The following is a 17,798-nucleotide window of genomic DNA, read 5'->3' on the forward strand; positions in this document are numbered from 1 at the left end:
GTCTTGTCCTTGGTTATTTCGTCATCAGCCAGTCATGGGCCGGGTCGTTTTTAAAGTGCCACACGCGTTTCGGGCCGGCCATCACGTTCAGGTAATAGCCGTCGTAGCCATACGGCACGGTGACGGGGTGGTAGCCCCTGGGCACCATCACCACGTCGTGGTTTTCCACGGCCATGGCTTCGTCGATGGAACGGTCATCCGTGTAGACGCGCTGGTAGGCAAAGCCCTGTTCGGGGTTCAAACGGTGGTAATAAGTTTCTTCCAGAGAACTTTCGGTTGGAATATTGTCGCTGTCGTGCTTGTGCGGCGGATAGCTGGACGAATGGCCGGACGGCGTGACCACCTCGACTACCAGCAAGCCGTCTGCTTCCTCCGTCTGCGGCAGGATGTCGCACACATAACGCGTGTTGGCGCCCTTGCCGCGCACGGAGCGCGTCATGCTGGCCGGTTCGATCAGGCGTGCCGGACGGTGCGTCGTGGCCGGCGCGCTGCACAGGGCCACTTCCGCGGCGTTCACGGCCGTGATGCCGACCGTGGTTTCCAGCGGCACATACACGGCATAGGGCGAGACGTCCTCGAAGACGCTGGCGCGCTTGCCGATGGCTTCCCAGGTCTGCTCGCCCGCCTGCACGGTGACCGTGCCCGTCAGCACGACGAGGCACAGCTCGCGGCTGCCCGTCTCCAGACTCAGCGATTCGCCGGCCGCCAGGCGGTGGGCGGCAAAGCCCACGTGCGTCCAGCCGGCGGACTCGGGCGTGACCTCGACGATGGTCTGTCCCTGCCCCGCTTTCACCAGCAGCGGGCTCATGCCGCCTCCCGGCCCAGGCGCGGAATCGCGTCGACCAGACTTGCCAGGTAATCGTGGCCCATCTTCGCGTATTCGTAGCTGGGGGCGACGGCCGGGTCCTGCTCCGCTTCCACCACCAGCCAGCCCTCGTAGCCGTGCAGATACAAACGCGTCAGGATGGCCGGGAAGTCGATGCTGCCGTCGCCCGGCACGCTGAAGGCGCCGTTGATGACGGCCTGCAGGAAACTCCAGTGGCCATTTCTCGCCAGTTTCACCACGTTGGGGCGCACGTCCTTGCAATGCACGTGGCAAATGCGATCGATATGTTTATTCAGCACCGCCAACGCGTCGCCGCCGGCAAAGGTGATATGACCCGTATCAAACAACAAGCCAACTTCCGGCCCCGTCAGGGCCATCAGTTGATCCACGTCAGCCGGCGTTTCCACGTAAGCACCCATGTGGTGGTGGTAGGCCAGGCGCACGCCGTGGTCGAGCAAGTGTTTCGCAAACGCCGTCAGCTTGTCGGCATAGGCCCGCCATTGCTGCTGCGTCTGGAAACGCGGACGTTTATATAACGGGCGGGCTTCGCCCTGGATGGCGTCGGCCACTTCGCCGTAGACCATGACGGTGGCGCCGCTGTCGGCAAGCAAGCGCAAGTGCGATGCGACGGAAGCGATCTCCTCTTCGACGCTGCGGTGCGCCAGCCGGCCCGAATACCAGCCGGAGACGCAGGCCAGATTGTATTTACCCAGCATGGCGTTCAGGGCCGGGGCATCTTTCGGAAACTTGTTGCCCAGCTCAAAACCCACGTAGCCGATCTCGGCGCCCTCTTTCAGCGCCGTTTCCAAAGGCGTCTCGCCGCCCAGGCTCGGCAAATCGTCGTTCATCCACGAGATCGGGTTGATGCCGATCTTCACATTCCATGTAGTCATTTCAATTCCTTTGTTTCAGGCGATCATTTTCATAACGGGCACGGGCAGCTTGCACGCCGGCTTGCGTCGAGACTTCGGGCACGGCCACTTCCCACCAGCAACCACCCTCCTCGGTTGTGCGCGTGTCGTCCGTATTGATGCAGATCAGATACGTGCGGCTAGCTTCGCGGGCGCGCAGCATGGCTTGCTCCAGTTCTGCGATACTGGCCACGTGCTCGCTCAAGGCGCCCAAGGATTGCGCATGCAGGGCGAAGTCGATGCGGGGTGCGCTGTCGGGCAACATATTGTTGAACGAGGCATTGCCGCACGCCTGCTGCAGGCGGTTGATGCAGCCGTAACCCCGGTTGTCGAGCACGACGATGATGAGTTTTTTATCGAGCATGACGGAGGTGGCGATTTCCGAATTCATCATCAGATAACTGCCGTCGCCCACCATGACGATGACTTCCGATTCAGGTTTCGCCATCTTGACGCCGAGGCCGCCGGCGATTTCATAGCCCATGCACGAATAGCCGTATTCCATGTGGTAGCCGCCGGGCGTCGATGTTCTCCACAGTTTATGCAGTTCGGCCGGCAAGGTGCCTGCCGCGCAGACGACGATGTCGCGGGTGGTGGAGTCAAGTGAAGAGCGCTGCACGGCGCCGATGACTTCGCCGTCGTACGGCAAGCCGGCGACTTCCCGTTTGCCGGTGATCGCCAGCACGGTCTCGCGCCACGCGCTCCCCGCCTGCTGCGCCCGCTCCAGCCACTGGCCCGCGCTGTTCCAGCTGCCCAGCAGCCGCGACAGTCCCTGCAAGCCAAGTGTCGCGTCCGCCTGCAAACCCAGGCCCCGGCGTTTCAGCGCATCGAAAGCGTTGACGTTCAGGCTGACTAGTTGCGCTTGCGCAAACAGGGAATTGGACCCCGTCGTAAAATCCTGCAGCCGTGTGCCGACGGCCAGCACGACGTCCGCCTGCGCCGCCAGCGCGTTCGCGGCGGGCGAACCCGTCACGCCGATGGCGCCCAGCTGCAGCGGGTGGTCCCACGGCAATGAACTTTTACCGGCCTGGGTTTCCGCCACGGGAATACCATGCCGTTCGGCAAACGCCTGCAAGGCGGCGCCGGCCTGGCCGTACAACACGCCGCCGCCGGCCACGATCAGCGGCTGTTTTGCATTTTTCAGCAAGGCGGCCGCCTCTTCCAGTTCCTGTTCGATGGGCGGCACGGCGCGGAAACGCACGACTCTCGGTTCGAAAAAGTCGACCGGATAGTCATACGCCATCGTCTGCACGTCTTGCGGCAGGGACAAGGTCACGGGGCCGCAGGCGGCCGCGTCCGTCAAGGCGGCGATGGCGCGCGGCAAGGCGGTGAGCAATTGCTCCGGATACACGATGCGGTCGAAGTAACGCGACAGCGGCTTGAAGGCATCGTTGACGGAAACGCTGCCGTCGCTGGCATCTTCCAGCTGCTGCAACACCGGGTCCGGCGCGCGCGAGACGAACACGTCGCCGGGCAAGAGCAAGACCGGCAGGCGATTCACGTGGGCCAATGCTGCCGCCGTCAACAAGTTGGTGGCGCCGGGACCGATGGAACTGGTCACCGCCATCATGCGCCGGCGCATGTGCGCTTTCGCATAGGCAATGGCCGAGTGCGCCATCGCCTGTTCATTGTGGGCGCGGTAAGTCGGGAAACTGTCACGGTACTGGTACAGCGCCTCGCCCAGGCCCGCCACGTTGCCGTGGCCAAAGATGGCAAAGGCGCCGCCGAACAGGGGGATCAAGGAACCATCGCCCTCCTCCGTGCGCAGGGCGGACAGGTAGCGGACTAATGCCTGCGCCATGGTCAAGCGGATGGTTTTGTGCATGGTGGCGCTCATGCGGCACGCTCCAGGCGGTTGCGCGTGCGCTGCCACAAGCTGATCAGCTGCTCGAAGTTGGCGCGCACTGCGGCGATCAGGCCTGCATCGTCGAGTTCCCCGGCCAGCCAGCGGCGGCTCGGTTCCTGGAAGATGGTGCGTCCGACCATGAAGCCGCGGCACGTCGTGCTGGCACTGGCCTGTTCAAAACTGGCAGCCAGTTTGTCGATGGGCGCGTTCAGGCCCAGCAAGACGACGCCACGGCAATACGGATCGCGCTCGTGCACGAGGGCATCGATGGCTTGCCATTGCTGGGCCGACATGCTTTCCAGCTTCCACCATTCCGGATAGATGCCCAGGTTGTACAGGCGTTTGACGGCGCGCAAGACCGTGTCGTCGCCGTGCGGCAAGGAGTCCGACGGTATGACTTCGAGCAACAGTTCGTGACCGCTCACTTGCGCGGCGTCATACAGGGCCTTGATCTGCGCTTCCTGTTCCAGCCGGTTTTCCACGGCGTCGTCCGGATGCAGTTGCACCAGGCACTTGATCACGTGTTCCTTCGGCCAGCTGAGCAGGTGCGAACCGATGGAGCGGCCCCAGTCGAACTGCAACGGGTTCGATCCCGGCAATTCCACGGGACGGCCGATCCACCAGCCACGGCCCGTCGCATCGTTGAGCGCGTCGACGCCATAACGGCCATCGATCAGCACGCCCGTCTTGCCGGACAACTGCAAGGCCGTTTCCGTCTGCGCCACGGCTTGCACCATCAATTGCTTCAGGGCGCAGATACGCGATTCGGGCGCGCCCGCTTGTTGCGCCAGCTCAAAGAATTGCGTACGGTGATCGAACGCGAACACGCACAGCTCATTCCACTGTTTGCGCGCCACCGTCGTGCGGTGCAGGCGCGACAAGGTGGCGTCCTGGTCCGGCTGCGTCAGTTTCGTCGCATTGGCCAGGAAATAGTCGAGTTCCACGGGCGACGGCATGGCCGGCGCGCAGCCATGCCGCGACACGACGAGGGCGCCGCAGCCATTCGCGTAGCGGCAGCACGCCTCGTAATCCTCGCCGCGCAGCCAGCCTTTCAAAAAGCCGGACAGAAACGCGTCCCCGGCACCCAGCACGTTCAGCACTTCCACGCGCACGCCGCGGTAGTTATATGCATCGTCGAGACTGGCCGGCACCACGCTGTCGATGACGGCGCTGCCCAGCGGGCCACGCTTGACGACCAGGGTCGCCAGGGTGGCGGCCCGCACGGCGCGCAAGCTGGCCATGATGTCCGCGCCGCCGCCGGCGATCATGAATTCCTCTTCCGTACCGACGATCAGGTCGAACTGCGGCAAGATCGCCTGCAGATGTTTGGTGACGCCTTCGTTCGAAACGAAACGCGTTTCGCCGTCCGCCTTGCCCGACAAGCCCCACAGCACGGGCCGGTAATCGATGTCGAGCACGGTGCGCACGTTATTCGCGCGGGCCAATTTCAAGGCTTGCGTGCTGACGGCGTGCATGGCAGCCGTGGAGAAGTGCGTGCCGGTGATCAACAGCGCCTTGCTCGAGGCAATGAAGGCCGCATCCACCAAGGATGCGTCGATGGCCATGTCGGCGCAGTTTTCACGGTAGAAAATCAGCGGGAAGGTGTTTTTATCCTTGAGGCCCAGCATGACCAAAGCCGTCAAACGGTCGCGGTCGATGCCGATGTGGCTGACGTCGCAGCCCTCTTTCGCCAAGGTATCAGTGAGGAAACGTCCCATGTGGTCATCGCCCACTTTCGACAGCATGGCCGATTTGAGGCCCAGGCGGGCCGTGCCGAAGGCGATATTGGCGGAAGAGCCGCCCAGGTACTTGGCGAAACTGGTCGCGTCTTCCAGGGTGCTGCCGATCTGCTGCGCGTACAGGTCCACCGCCAGGCGGCCCAGGCAGATGACGTCCAGCGCGTGGCCCTGGGCAAATTCAGTCGTATTCTTCATGACATGCATTCCTTATGACAATTGCACGATGCGCTGTTCGCGCCATGACACGGTGGCCGCCTCGGCCAGTTCCAGTGCCTTCAAGCCATCGTGGACGGTGGTGCGCAAGGGCGCACCATGGGCAAAGGCCTCGAAAAAGTGCGCCATTTCGCTGGCGTAGGCGGCGCGGTAGCGTTCCAGGAAAAAGTCTTCCGGCTTGTCGACGCTGACGTTGATGGCGCCGTAGGCCGTCACTTCCGTCGGCTTGTGGTTGCCCGCCTGCAGCATGCCGGCGCTGCCCAGCACTTCGAAGCGCTGGTCGTAGCCGTAGGCGGCGCGGCGCGAGGCATTGATCTGGCACAAACGTCCCTTGGCCGTGCGAATGGTGACGACGGCCGTGTCCAAGTCGCCCACCGCGCCGATGGCGGGGTCGACGAGGCAGCTGCCCGTGGCGTGCACGCTGACGGCTTCATCGTCGAGTATCCAGCGGAAGATGTCGAAATCGTGGATCAGCATATCCTTGAAGATGCCGCCCGATACCTGGATATAGCTGACGGGCGGCGGGCCCGGATCGCGGCTGGTGACGACCAGCAATTCGGGCGTGCCGATCTCGCCTGCTGCGATGCGCTGCCTGACGGCGGCAAACGTGGGGTCGTAGCGGCGCTGAAAACCGATCATGCACAGCACGCCAACATCCTTGACGGCAACCGCGGCGGCGCGCGCGCGCTCCAGCGTCAAATCGACGGGTTTTTCGCAAAAGATGGCCTTGCCGACGGCCGCTGCGCGCACGATCAGGTCCGCATGCGTATCCGTGCTCGACGCGATCAGCACGGCCTTGACTTCAGGGTCGGCCAACACAGTTTCCACGCTGGCCACGCTGGCGCCATGCAGGGCCGCCACCTCCGCCGCCGCACCCGCATGCACGTCGACCACGTATTTCAGGCGCACGCCAGGCTGACGCACCAGATTGCCGGCGTGAATGCGGCCGATGCGCCCGGCGCCGAACAATGCCACTTGAATCATTTCCATCTCCTCGATAGTCGGAATAATTCTGCCTGGAAATGCACACGTGTGCATTTCCAGGCAAAAAAGATTAAAACAGGTGGATGACGCCCAGCATTACGCCGCTGAGCTTGGCCCCCTTCTTGGTGGCGGCGAAGGCATTGCCGCCAAACGTGTAGTTGGCGTTCCTGTCGTTATTCGTTTGCGTGTAATAGGCGTACACGGTGCTGCGCTTGGACAGGTAATACTCGTAGCCCAGGGTGGCCTGCTTGGCGCCGCTGTCGTCGCCGCGCACCAGGGTGGTCGCCTTGATGGTCACGCTGCTGCCGTTCGGCGCGCTGCCGGAGACGTCGCCCGCCACGCCGAACCTGCCGATGAAGGAACCGCCGCCCGCTTTGTAGGCGCCCGTGATGGTGAAGTAGTCGCGCTGCAAGTCGCCGCCGGCCACGTCATACACCATGCGGTTCCAGGCCACGCCCACGTCGCCGCCGCCGAAGTTGTAATTGCCCACGGCGCGGAACATCTTTTCGCTGAAGCCGGGACGCAAGTCCTTATGCTTTTCATAGCCGACGGCGCCCTTGATGGGGCCGTTCACGTATTGCACGATGCCCGAATAGATGCGGTCGCCGTTCGATGCCTCGTTTTCGCTGGCGTGGTAAATCGTGGCGCTGAAGCCTTGCAGCACCGGCGTGCGGTAGCTGACGGCGTTCGAACTGCGGCGGTTGAAGCCTTCGCCGCCCAACTGGGAGATGTTGGCGTCATCCTGGATGCCTTCGCCCACGAAACGGTTGGTGTAGCCGTTGATTTGGCGAATCGGCGTGGCGAAGCGGCCCAGCGCGATGCGGCCATAGGCGGGGTTTTCCAGCCCGACAAAGGTATCCTTGCTATTGATGGCGCCCGTGCCATCGTCCAGCTTGGCATTGCCCTCGATCTGGAAGAAGGCCGTGTTGCCATTGCCCAAGTCTTCCCTTCCCCGGAAGCCGATCTTCGAGGAATTGTCCGATACGCGGGAAATGGATTCGCCATTCGGTGCCGTGGCCGAGCTCGACGTTTCGATACGGTCGAAGCCCGCATGGATGCGGCCGTACACGACGACGCTCGATTCGGCCAGCACGCAGCCTGGCACGGCCAGCAAGAATACGGCGGCGATCTTGCTCAACTGCATGGTGTTCATCTCGTTTTTCATCCCGTTTTTCATTTTGTCTCCTGCTTGTTTTTATGGTGGTGGATTACTCATGATGCTCAACAGTGTGTTGCCACTCCGCGTCCCTCGCCGGACGCCTGTCCCCCCTTTCAATAAAATGTGCTCAGGCACAGCGCGGCAAGGCCAGCGCTGCCAGTTGCGGATACAGGCGGGGGCCGCCCACCAGGATGGGGTTGCCCTTTTCCAGACCGTTATCGGCCAGAAAATCATTACAGCGCCCGCCCGCCTCGTTGACGAGCACGATGCCGGCCAGACAATCCCAGGAATTGATGTGCGGCTCGAAATAACCGATCAGGCGCCCGGCCGCCACATACGCGATCATCAGCGCACCGGAACCGTTGCGGATGAACATGCCGCCCTCTTCCAGCACGTCGAGCAGGAAAGGCAGGAAGGTATCGGTGCCCACGCGGTGCGAAAAGCCCACGCCCAGCACGCCGCCCTGCAAACTGGCCACGTCGTTGACGCGCAGCCGCGTTTCCCCGGCCTTCGCCGCCACGTAGGCGCCCTGCCCCTGGCAAGCGTGGAACAACTCGTCCGCGTTCGGGTCGTACACGGCGCCGATGGCCGGCTTGCCGTCGACCAGCACGCCAATCGACACGCACCAGGCCAGCATGCCGTTGACGAAGCAGGCCGTGCCGTCGATGGGATCGATGACCCACACACAGCGCGCGTCCGACGCCCCGCCGCCCCGCTCCTCGCCCACCACGGCGTCGTCAGGAAAACGCGCGGCGATTTGCGCACGCACATAGTCTTCCACCATGCGATCGGCGATACTGACCATGTCCTGCAAGCCTTTTTCCTCGATCACCAGTTCCGTGCGGCGCTGGAACATGCCCAGCGCAATCTCGCCCGCCTGGCGGATGATGTGCCGGGCGTAGGCATAGCGCTCCAGGGTGGCCGCGTCGGCCAGTACCGCTGCCTGTGTCATATCTGTCATGCTTGTCCTCCAATGATGGCTGCGCCATGTTCGTGTACGGTCATGGCGACCGATGTGCCTTGCGTGAAAACCTGGCTCAAGTCGTGCGAGACGGCAAACAGTTCGCCGACCGGCGTGTCGAGCGTGTATTGCATTTCGCGTCCCAGGTAGGTGGCGCGCGCCACGCGCACCACCATGGCGCTGTCGGGCTGCGCGGGCGACAGCAGGATCGCTTCCGGACGCACGGCGAAACTCGCTTCGCCGCTGCGCTGGCTGCGGCATGGCAGACGCAGCCGCAACTTGCCCATGACGCAGGTAGCCTTGCCATCGGCCACCGCTTCGATCACGCCATCGACGATGTTCGCATTGCAGATGAAGTCGGCGACGAATTTGTCGGCCGGCGATTCGAACAGCTCGTGCGGCGTGCCCTTTTGCGCGATCACTTGCCGGTTCATGACGATGATCTGGTCGGAAATGGCCAGCGCCTCTTCCTGGTCATGCGTGACGTACACGGCCGTCAAGCCCAGCTTGACCTGGATGTCGCGGATCTCGTCGCGCACGCGGCGGCGCAGTTTCGTGTCCAGGTTCGACAGCGGCTCGTCCAGCAGCAAGACCTTGGGCTGCAGCACCAGCGAGCGGGCCACGGCCACGCGCTGCTGCTGGCCGCCCGACAACTCGTTCGGGAAGCGCGCGGCAAAATCGGCCAGGCCCACCAGGCGCAAGCTTTCCTGCGCCCGTTCCACGGCGCGCGGCTTGCTTTCACCAGACACGATGAGGCCGTAGCACACGTTGTCGAGCACCGTCATGTGCGGAAACAGGGCGTAGGACTGGAACACCATGCTGACGTCGCGCTCGGCGGCGGACGTCAGGGTGACGTCTTCGCCGGCCAGCAGGATGCGCCCGGCGCTGACGCGTTCCAGGCCGGCGATCAGGCGCAGGGTCGAGGTCTTGCCGCAGCCGCTGGGGCCCAGCAGGGTAACCATGGTGCGCGGCGCGATGGTGAACGACACATCGTTCACGGCCAGCGCCTTGCCGTAGCGTTTGGTAACGCCGTCGAATTCCAGCGCGGCAAGCTCTGTTGCTTGGGTAGTAAAGTGGTTCATGCGTAGCTCTTTTCCAGGTTGGGAACGGCGGCCGGCAGCGTTTTTTCGGCGCTGACGCGGCGAAGGCGGCGCTTGCCGACTAGCAAATGGATCAATTGGATGCACAGCAGGATGACGACGATCAAGACCGTGGCGTAGGCAATCGCCGTGCCGTAGTTGCCGTTCGACACCAGGCCGATGATGTAGGACGTGGCCATGTCGTAATCGGCGCTGACGAGGAAGACGACGGCCGAGATCGACGTGATCGAGCGCACGAAGCCATACACGAGGGCCGAGGCGATGGCCGGGCGCAGCAGCGGCAGGATGACCTTGCGCATGGTGGTCCAGCTGCTGGCGCCCAGGGTGATCGATGCCTCATCCAGGCTGCCGTCGAGCTGGCGCATGGCGGCGATGCCCGTGCGTAAGCCCATCGGCATGTTGCGGAAGACAAAGCACAGGATCAGAATCGTCGCCGTGCCCGTCAACTCGATGGGCGCCGAGTTGAACGCCAGGATGTAGCTGATGCCGATGACGGTGCCGGGAATGGCAAAGCTGAGCATGGTGCCGAACTCGAACGCGCTCTTCAGGGCGAATTGCTGGCGCACCAGCAGCCAGGCCGACAGGATGCCGACAAAGGCCGTCAAGGGCGCGGCGATGGCCGAGATCGTCAGCGTGGTGAACAGCGACGGCCAGGCCTGGCCCGTCCATTGCCAGCCGGAAGCGCCCGCCGTGATGCCAAAGGCGTCGATGTAATGGCGCAAGGTGAAGGCGTTGTCCTGGCCCCAGTTATTCACGAAGCCGCCCGCCACCACGGTGCCGTAGACCAGGGCCGTGAAGGCGAACCATGGCAGGGCGATGGTCCACAAGGTGGTTTTCAGGCGCGGGTTGAGCGAGGCGTGGCCGCCGTGGTCGGCCTTGCCCGTCACCGTCACATACGATTTCTTGCCCAGCCACAGGTTCTGGATGAAGAAGGCACCCACGGCAAACGTCAGCAGCACGATGGCCAAAGTCGCCGCGCGGCCCTGATCGTTCGAGGCGCCCACCACGGAAAAGAAGATTTCCGTCGACAGCACGTGGAAGTTGCCGCCCAGCACCATCGGGTTGCCGAAGTCGGCCATGCTTTCGATAAAGCACAGCAAAAAGGCATTGGCGATGCCGGGACGCATCAAGGGCAGCGACACCTTGACGAAGGTTTGCCAGCTGCTGGCGCCCAGGGTGCCCGACGCTTCTTCCAGCGACGGGCTGACGCCTTCCACCACACCAATCAATGTCATGAAGGCAATCGGAGCAAAGGCCAGCATCTGCGACAGCCACACGCCCGTCATGCCGTACAGCCAGCGGCTCTGCTCGATACCAAACAGGTCGCCGACGAGGCCCGTGATGGCGCCGTTGCGGCCGAACAGCAGGATCAGGGCCAGGCCCAGCACGAAGGGCGGCGTGACGATCGGCAAGATGGTGATGGCGCGCATCGGACGTACCCAGCGGCCATTGGTGCGCGTCACCAAGAGGGCGAACACGAGACCGAGGAAGGTGGCCGACACGCCCGTCAGCAGGGCCAGCGCCAGGGTATTCCAGGCCACGCCGCAGCGGCCGGGACCGGACACGCAATTGAGGCTCCAGATGCCGGGATCCGCCATGCGGCGCGCCAGGGCGGCGGCGCCCGTGCCGCCATCGTCCATCGGCTGGCCGGCGCTGACGAGGATCAGCGCGACGGGGAACAGCACGAACAGGGAAATCAAGCAAATGATGAGGCCGATGGCGCCGGCCACGAAGGCGTCGCCGCGGCACACGCCGCAGGCGGCGGCGCCCGAGGTGAGCAGGAACAGCAGGCACAGCGACAGCAGCAGCGCGCCGAAACCGAGACCGGTGCCGGCGGCCAGCGGGCCCCAGCCCAGCCATGCCAGCCACAGCAGGCCCGCGCCGCCGAGGGCGATCTGGCCCAGGCCCAGGGTCTTGCGGTGGGGATTGGCGGCCACCAGCGCGGCGCTGGCGGCGAGCAGGGCGAAGAACACGCCCAGCGGCCAGGCGCCGAACGACAGCAGGTGCAGCATGGCCGGTGCGCCGCGGTCACTGAAGAACTGGCCGTCCCGCAACCACTCGCCGGCGAACAATCCCGCTTCCTGCTGCTGCCAGGGCAACAGGCACAACGCTGCCAGGGCGGCCAGCAGCCAGCCGTAAAATATCTTTTTCATGAGTTTCATCCAACTATGAACGTCTGAAATTCTGTTGCGCGGTGCGCTCTGTTTCCCAGACGTTTTGAACAATTGATATAGGTTTAACGCCTGCCAAAACTGTAGCGAGCGGCAGTGAGTTGCGGCCGAGACGCGCAGTAAGTTTTGACGCGCGTTAATTGCCGGCAGAATAAATCTGCGTGGTCCAGCGTTGTAATAAGCGCTTGCGCGTGTCCGAGGCGCCATACTTGGCGAAGTCGTAGTTGATGGTCTTGATGTTTTCCAGGCGCGGCGAGGCGGCGGGAATGGTGGCGGCCGTATTCGACGGGATCTGGAACGCCAGCGCTTTCACGGCTTCGCTCTGCACGTCCGGACGCAGGGCGAATTCATAGAATTTCTTTGCCTGCTCCATGTTTTTCGCGCCCTTGACGATGCTCATCGAGCCGATCTCGTAGCCCGTGCCTTCGCAGGGCGGCAAGACTTTCACGGGAAAGCCGGCCACGGTCAGTTTCATCAGGTCGTGCATGAAACCGATGGCCACGCCCGCTTCGCCGCGGCCCACGTCCTCGCCGGGCGCCACGCCCGCGTTCGGATACTTGCTGACGTTCTGCCCCATTTTCGCCAGGAAATCGAAGGCGTCCTCTTCTCCCATCAACTGCACCACGGTGGCCAGCGCGTTGTAGGCGGCGCCCGAGGAGTTCGGGTTGGCCATCTCGATCTCGCCCTTGTAGGCGGGCTTGACGAGGTCTTTCCAGCATTGGGGCGGCGGCAGGTTTTTCTTCTTCAGCACGTTTTCGTTGTAGGCCAGGCCCAGGATGCCGATATAGATGCCGACGGTGCGGTATTTGGCCGTCTCGGCCTGCTTGAGCGCCCACGGCTGCAGCTTGGGCAGGGTGGGCGACTTGTATTCTTCCGTATAGCCTTCGGCGGCGGCTTGCAGATGCGGGTCGCCCGTGCCGCCCCACCAGATGTCCGATTTCGGGTTCGACGCTTCGGCGCGGATCTTCGCATACGCCTCGCCGGCGCTCTTCCTGATCATCGATACCTTGATCTTGCTTTCCGCCTCGAAGCGGTTCTTCATCAGCTGGCACCACTCCATGTCGGCCGAACACAGCACGGACAGGCGTTCCTCGGCGGCCATGGCCGTCATCGGCAGGGCCAGGCTTATAGCAATCGCAACATTGCGCATCTTCATCGTCTCACTCCAAGTTTGTTGTCGTTGTGGTACTTCAGACCGCACCGCTATCTTGCGGTGTCACTGTCCCGGGATGTGCTTTTAAAGGCCTTGCACTGCATTGCACACGTGTGCACACCTTACCACCAGCCGATTTTGACTGTCAACAAGAATCTCGGCAGGCGTGCCGCGTGGTGTTTTACCGACAAAAAAAGCCGCCAGCGTTGCAGCTGGCGGCTTTCGGGACCGGTGGGGTCAGAGGGGTGTTACTGCCAGGCTTCCTTGCCCGCGCGTGGCTTGCCCACCATCAACAGCGCGCCCAGAGTCAGCACGGCTGCCAGCGACAGGTAATAGCCGACGTATTGCAAGCCGTAGTTGGTGGCCAGCCAGGTGGCGATGTACGGCGCCAGCGAGGCGCCCAGGATGCCGGCCAGGTTGAACGTCAGCGAGGCGCCCGTGTAGCGCACTTCGGGCGGGAACAGTTCGGACAACATCGTGCCCAGCGGACCGTAGGTCATGCCCATCAGGCCCAGGCCGACAGCCATGAAGACCGTCACTTCCCACGTCACGCCCGAGCCGAACATGGGAGCGAGCACCAGGCCGAAGATGGCGATGGCGACGGAGACCCAGATCAGGGTGGCGCGGCGGCCGCGGCGGTCGGCCAGCACGGCCGAGAATGGAATCGTCAGGGCGAAGAACAGCACGGCAAACAGCTGCACGACGAGGAATTCCTTGCGCGTGAAGCCCAGCTTGGTCGTACCCCAGCTCAGCGCGAACACCGTCATCAGGTAGAACAGCACGAAGGTGGCCAGGGCGATGATGGTGCCCAGGAACAACATGCGGCCATGCTGGCGGAACACGGTGGCCACGGGCAGCTTGACGACTTCGTTCTTGTCGATGACTTTCTGGAAGTCCGGCGTTTCCGTGATCTTCAGACGCACGTACAGGCCGACGATGACCAGCAGCGCGCTGGCCAGGAACGGGATGCGCCAGCCGTAGCTGAAGAATTGCTCATCGGTCATGGTTTCGCTCAGCAGCAGGAAGATGCCGCCCGACAGGAAGAAGCCGATCGGCGCGCCCAGCTGCGGGAACATGCCGTACCAGGCGCGCTTGCCCGGTGGCGCATTTTCCGTGGCCAGCAGCACCGCGCCGCCCCACTCGCCGCCCAGGCCCAGGCCCTGGCCGAAACGGCACAGCGCCAGCAGCAGCGGCGCCAAGGTGCCGATGGCGGCATACGTCGGCAGCAAGCCGATGATGACGGTGGAGATACCCATGGTCAGCAAAGCGGCCACGAGGGTGGCCTTGCGGCCGATGCGGTCGCCGAAATGGCCGAACACGGCAGAACCGATGGGACGGGCAAAAAAGGCGATGGCGAACGTGGCCAGCGACTGCAGCACGGCGGCCGACGGGTCGCCGGCGGGGAAGAACAGTTTCGGGAACACCAGCACGGCGGCGGTGGCGTAGATATAAAAGTCAAAGAACTCGATGGTGGTGCCGATCAGGCTGGCGAACAGCACCGTGCCGGGGGAATTTTTCTTGGGGGGGTGCTCATTTACTGCGCTCCTTGGGGAGGGTGTCTAAAGGCCATTCTCTGGATGTTTTTTCAGGCAGCAGCACAGCACGTTGTATAAAGTAACCGCCAGTAAATTATTGTTATTTCTGACTTCCATAAGCGGCGTGCTGCTGCGTTGGCAGCCGCTCGCAGTGCTCGCACTGCGTCGCGACAGCCGCCTTGCATCACATCCGCTTCTGTTCATCATAAATTTACAATAATTTCCCGACGATTACTTAGGCGCATTGTTCACCTATCATAGCTGTGCGCGGACGTATTTGCTGTGAATTTGCTACTAAATTCGCAAACAAATTCCACGCAGCAACACGCCGTTGTTAACGGCAGGCAACGGTGAACAAACGCGCGCTATCGCGCTGTGATCAGTGCTGATCAGAGAAACAACGGTCGTGCGCCATCCGGTTACCCGGGGCACGGCAGGAAAGGCGTCAGGGGATGGGCGACGTGTATCAGGCCCGGCGTATCGCCAGGCATTCCGTACCAGACCCGCGCGTCGGCATCGCGGCATCGGTCATTTGTGGTGAATCCTTGCCTGCGGCCCCTCCGGGTGGAGCGGGCCGGCGATCATCGCGCTGCATCACTAAGGATGCGGTTGATCTTGCTGTAAGCGGCTTATGATACGCGCAGTGGTGCGGTGCGGCAAGATAGTTTGAAATGCAAACCCCAACAGCAAGGACTGGGGTCGGACCCTGAGGGTCCGACCCCGGCATCTGCCGTTGGGCTTAAAACGACCTACGCATCAATCAGGGCGAACGCCCTGGCGATCTCCGCGCTGTCGAGCGGGCGCACGAGGCGCGCCACTTCCTGGCCATCCTTGAGGAAAATCAAGGTCGGCCACAGTTTCACCCGGAAGTAGCGTCCCAGGGCGCGGCCGGGGCCGTCTTCCACGCGCAGGTGCGGCACCTCGGGGTGCTGCGCAAAGGCAGCGGCCAGCGGCGCCTGGGTGGCGCGGCAGTGGCCGCACCAGCCCGTGCCGAATTCCAGCAGGGCCGGGCCCGCCAGCGCGTCGATCCCGGCACGCGTGGGTTGCGCCACAGCATACGTGTCATTCATCATGCCGCTCTCCTTGTCCACTCAGACCACTTTCACGCGCAGTTCGCCCAGGCCATCGATGGCCCCCACCAGCTCGTCGCCGCGCTGCACGGCCGCCACGCCGGCCGGCGTACCCGTGTAGATCAGGTCGCCCGGCTGCAAGGTGAAATAGGTCGACAGGTCGGCGATAGTTTCCGCCACATTCCAGATCAGCATATCGATGCTGCTGCTTTGGCGCAGCTCGCCATTCACGCGCAGGGTGATGGCGGCATGCTGGACGTCACCCGCCTGCGCGGCCGGCGTGATGGGGCCGATGGGCGCCGAGTGCTCGAAGGCCTTGCCCGTCTCCCACGGACGGCCCAGTTTTTTCGCCGCGCCCTGCACGTCGCGACGCGTCATGTCCAGGCCGATCGCATAGCCCCACACGTGGCTCAGCGCATCGGCCACGCCGATATCGCTGCCGCCCTTGCCGATGGCCACCACCAGTTCCATCTCATGCTGGAAATCCTGCGTCTGCGCCGGATACGGCAGCTCGCCCATCGTGCCGGCTGGCACGGGCAGCACGGCGTCGGCGGGCTTCATGAAGAAAAACGGCGCCTCGCGGCCCGTGTGGCCCATTTCCTTGGCATGGTCGACATAGTTGCGGCCCACGCAATAGATGCGGTGGACGGGGAAAGTATCAACGCTGCCGCTGACGGGAACACTGGGCTGGATGGCTGCGGGAATGACATACGACATGAAAACTCCTGATCGGCACGATAAAAAGGCGGCGATGAAAAAGGGACACCGCAGTGTCCCCTATTTTACGACAACGTTACTTCAGCAAGCCCGAGCGGCTCGGGTCCGGCATGCGGATGGCCACGATGAAGGAAATCAGGCACATGATGGTGACATACCAATAGAAATACTCTTCCACGTGCCAGGCCTTGAACTGCAGCGCCACGTATTCGGCCGAACCGCCGAACATGGCGTTGGCGACCGCATACGACAGGCCCACGCCCAGCGCGCGCACTTCGACGGGGAACATTTCCGCCTTGATCAGGCCGCTGATCGAGGTGTAGAAGCTGATGATGGCCAGCGCGATGATGATCAGGCCGAACGCCGCGTACGGGCTGGAAATATCCTTCAAGGCATGCATGATCGGCAGCACGCACAGGGTGGCCAGGCCGCCGAAGAACAGCATCGAGGTGCGGCGGCCGATGCGGTCGGACAAGGCGCCGAACACCGGTTGCAAAATCATGTAGACGAGCAAGGCGCACGTCATGACGGCGCTGGCCGTCTTGGTGTCCATGCCGGCCGTGTTGACCAGGTATTTCTGCATGTAGGTGGTAAACGTGTAGAACACGAGCGAGCCGCCGGCAGTAAAGCCCAGCACGGTAATAAACGCGCGCTTGTGTTTGAGCAAGCCGCGCAGGCTGCCCGCGTCCTTGTCCTTGCGCTCGCTGGCGGTCGTCGTTTCCGTCAGGGATTTACGCAGGTTCAGCGACACGAGGGCCGCCAGGGCGCCGAACACGAACGGGATGCGCCAGCCCCAGGCGCGCAATTCTTCCAGGGTCAGCAGTTGCTGCAAGACCACCAGCACCAGCAAGGCCAGCAGCTGGCCGCCGATCAGGGTCACGTACTGGAACGAGGCGAAGAAACCGCGCTTGCCCGATTCCGACACTTCACTCATGTAGGTGGCGCTGGTACCGTATTCGCCGCCCACGGACAAGCCCTGGAACAGGCGCGCCACCAGCAGCAGGAACGGGGCGAAGGCGCCGATGGTTTCATACGTGGGTAGCACGGCGATCATCAGCGAGCCGCCGCACATCATCAGCACGGAAATCATCATCGACTGGCGGCGGCCGTATTTGTCGGCGATACGGCCGAACAGCCAGCCGCCCACCGGACGCATGAGGAAACCGGCGGCAAAGATGCCGGCCGTCTGCAGCAGCTGCGTCGTCGGGTTACCGGAAGGGAAGAAGGCGTGCGAGAAGTACAGCGCGCAAAACGAGTAAATGTAGAAGTCGAACCATTCGACCAGGTTACCGGAGGAAGCGCCAATGATGGCCTTGATGCGCTGCTGGGATGTCAGCTGCGCAACGTCATGCGGAGTATCGTGGGATGTCATATCAGTCTTCTTGTTCGTGTGAAAAAGCCAACGCCAGCCGG

General features: G+C 63.1%; 14 protein-coding genes. All 14 read right to left on the bottom strand.

Annotated features, from left to right (window positions below):
- Positions 1-13 precede the first annotated feature (13 nt).
- Positions 14-808: a 5-deoxy-glucuronate isomerase gene (gene iolB, locus BZG29_RS24715; protein ID WP_077408427.1), complete on the bottom strand. Its 795-nt coding sequence runs from the start codon at positions 806-808 to the stop codon at positions 14-16.
- Positions 805-1,719, bottom strand: coding sequence for a myo-inosose-2 dehydratase (gene iolE / locus BZG29_RS24720; protein ID WP_077408429.1), 915 nt, complete (start codon positions 1,717-1,719; stop codon positions 805-807). Before iolE ends, iolB begins: the two co-directional genes overlap by 4 nt.
- A 1-nt stretch (position 1,720) precedes the next feature.
- Positions 1,721-3,574 (bottom strand): 3D-(3,5/4)-trihydroxycyclohexane-1,2-dione acylhydrolase (decyclizing), encoded by a 1,854-nt coding sequence (gene iolD / locus BZG29_RS24725; protein WP_077408432.1) that lies wholly within the window; start codon positions 3,572-3,574, stop codon positions 1,721-1,723.
- Positions 3,571-5,517 carry a 5-dehydro-2-deoxygluconokinase gene (gene iolC / locus BZG29_RS24730; RefSeq protein WP_077408434.1) on the bottom strand — a complete coding sequence of 649 codons (1,947 nt, stop codon included), beginning with the start codon at positions 5,515-5,517 and terminating at the stop codon, positions 3,571-3,573. The genes iolD and iolC overlap by 4 nt, the downstream gene beginning before the upstream one ends.
- A 12-nt stretch (positions 5,518-5,529) precedes the next feature.
- On the bottom strand, positions 5,530-6,519 hold the full coding sequence (gene iolG / locus BZG29_RS24735) for an inositol 2-dehydrogenase (protein WP_077408436.1): 990 nt from the start codon (positions 6,517-6,519) through the stop codon (positions 5,530-5,532).
- Positions 6,520-6,589: 70 nt separating this feature from the next.
- Entirely contained in the window at positions 6,590-7,696 is a 1,107-nt protein-coding gene (locus BZG29_RS24740; protein ID WP_077408438.1) for a porin, read from the bottom strand.
- 109 nt (positions 7,697-7,805) lie between these two features.
- Positions 7,806-8,639, bottom strand: coding sequence for an inositol monophosphatase (locus tag BZG29_RS24745; RefSeq protein WP_150131046.1), 834 nt, complete (start codon positions 8,637-8,639; stop codon positions 7,806-7,808).
- Positions 8,636-9,721 carry an ABC transporter ATP-binding protein gene (locus BZG29_RS24750; RefSeq protein ID WP_077408441.1) on the bottom strand — a complete coding sequence of 362 codons (1,086 nt, stop codon included), beginning with the start codon at positions 9,719-9,721 and terminating at the stop codon, positions 8,636-8,638. The genes BZG29_RS24745 and BZG29_RS24750 overlap by 4 nt, the downstream gene beginning before the upstream one ends.
- Entirely contained in the window at positions 9,718-11,892 is a 2,175-nt protein-coding gene (locus BZG29_RS24755) for an iron ABC transporter permease (protein ID WP_253192696.1), read from the bottom strand. Before BZG29_RS24755 ends, BZG29_RS24750 begins: the two co-directional genes overlap by 4 nt.
- 154 nt (positions 11,893-12,046) lie before the next feature.
- On the bottom strand, positions 12,047-13,066 hold the full coding sequence (locus tag BZG29_RS24760; RefSeq protein ID WP_150131047.1) for an ABC transporter substrate-binding protein: 1,020 nt from the start codon (positions 13,064-13,066) through the stop codon (positions 12,047-12,049).
- A 245-nt stretch (positions 13,067-13,311) separates the two neighbouring features.
- Entirely contained in the window at positions 13,312-14,562 is a 1,251-nt protein-coding gene (locus tag BZG29_RS24765; protein WP_077408443.1) for an MFS transporter, read from the bottom strand.
- 785 nt (positions 14,563-15,347) lie between these two features.
- The gene (locus BZG29_RS24770) at positions 15,348-15,671 is read right to left on the bottom strand and encodes a thioredoxin family protein (RefSeq protein WP_150131048.1); all 324 of its coding nucleotides are present in this window, start codon (positions 15,669-15,671) and stop codon (positions 15,348-15,350) included.
- Positions 15,672-15,689: 18 nt separating this feature from the next.
- On the bottom strand, positions 15,690-16,385 hold the full coding sequence (locus BZG29_RS24775; protein ID WP_077408444.1) for a fumarylacetoacetate hydrolase family protein: 696 nt from the start codon (positions 16,383-16,385) through the stop codon (positions 15,690-15,692).
- 76 nt (positions 16,386-16,461) lie between these two features.
- Positions 16,462-17,757 carry an MFS family transporter gene (locus tag BZG29_RS24780; RefSeq protein ID WP_077409278.1) on the bottom strand — a complete coding sequence of 432 codons (1,296 nt, stop codon included), beginning with the start codon at positions 17,755-17,757 and terminating at the stop codon, positions 16,462-16,464.
- Positions 17,758-17,798 lie beyond the last annotated feature (41 nt).

This window comes from Janthinobacterium sp. LM6 (genome assembly GCF_002002885.1).
Taxonomy (GTDB): Bacteria; Pseudomonadota; Gammaproteobacteria; order Burkholderiales; family Burkholderiaceae_D; genus Janthinobacterium; species Janthinobacterium kumbetense.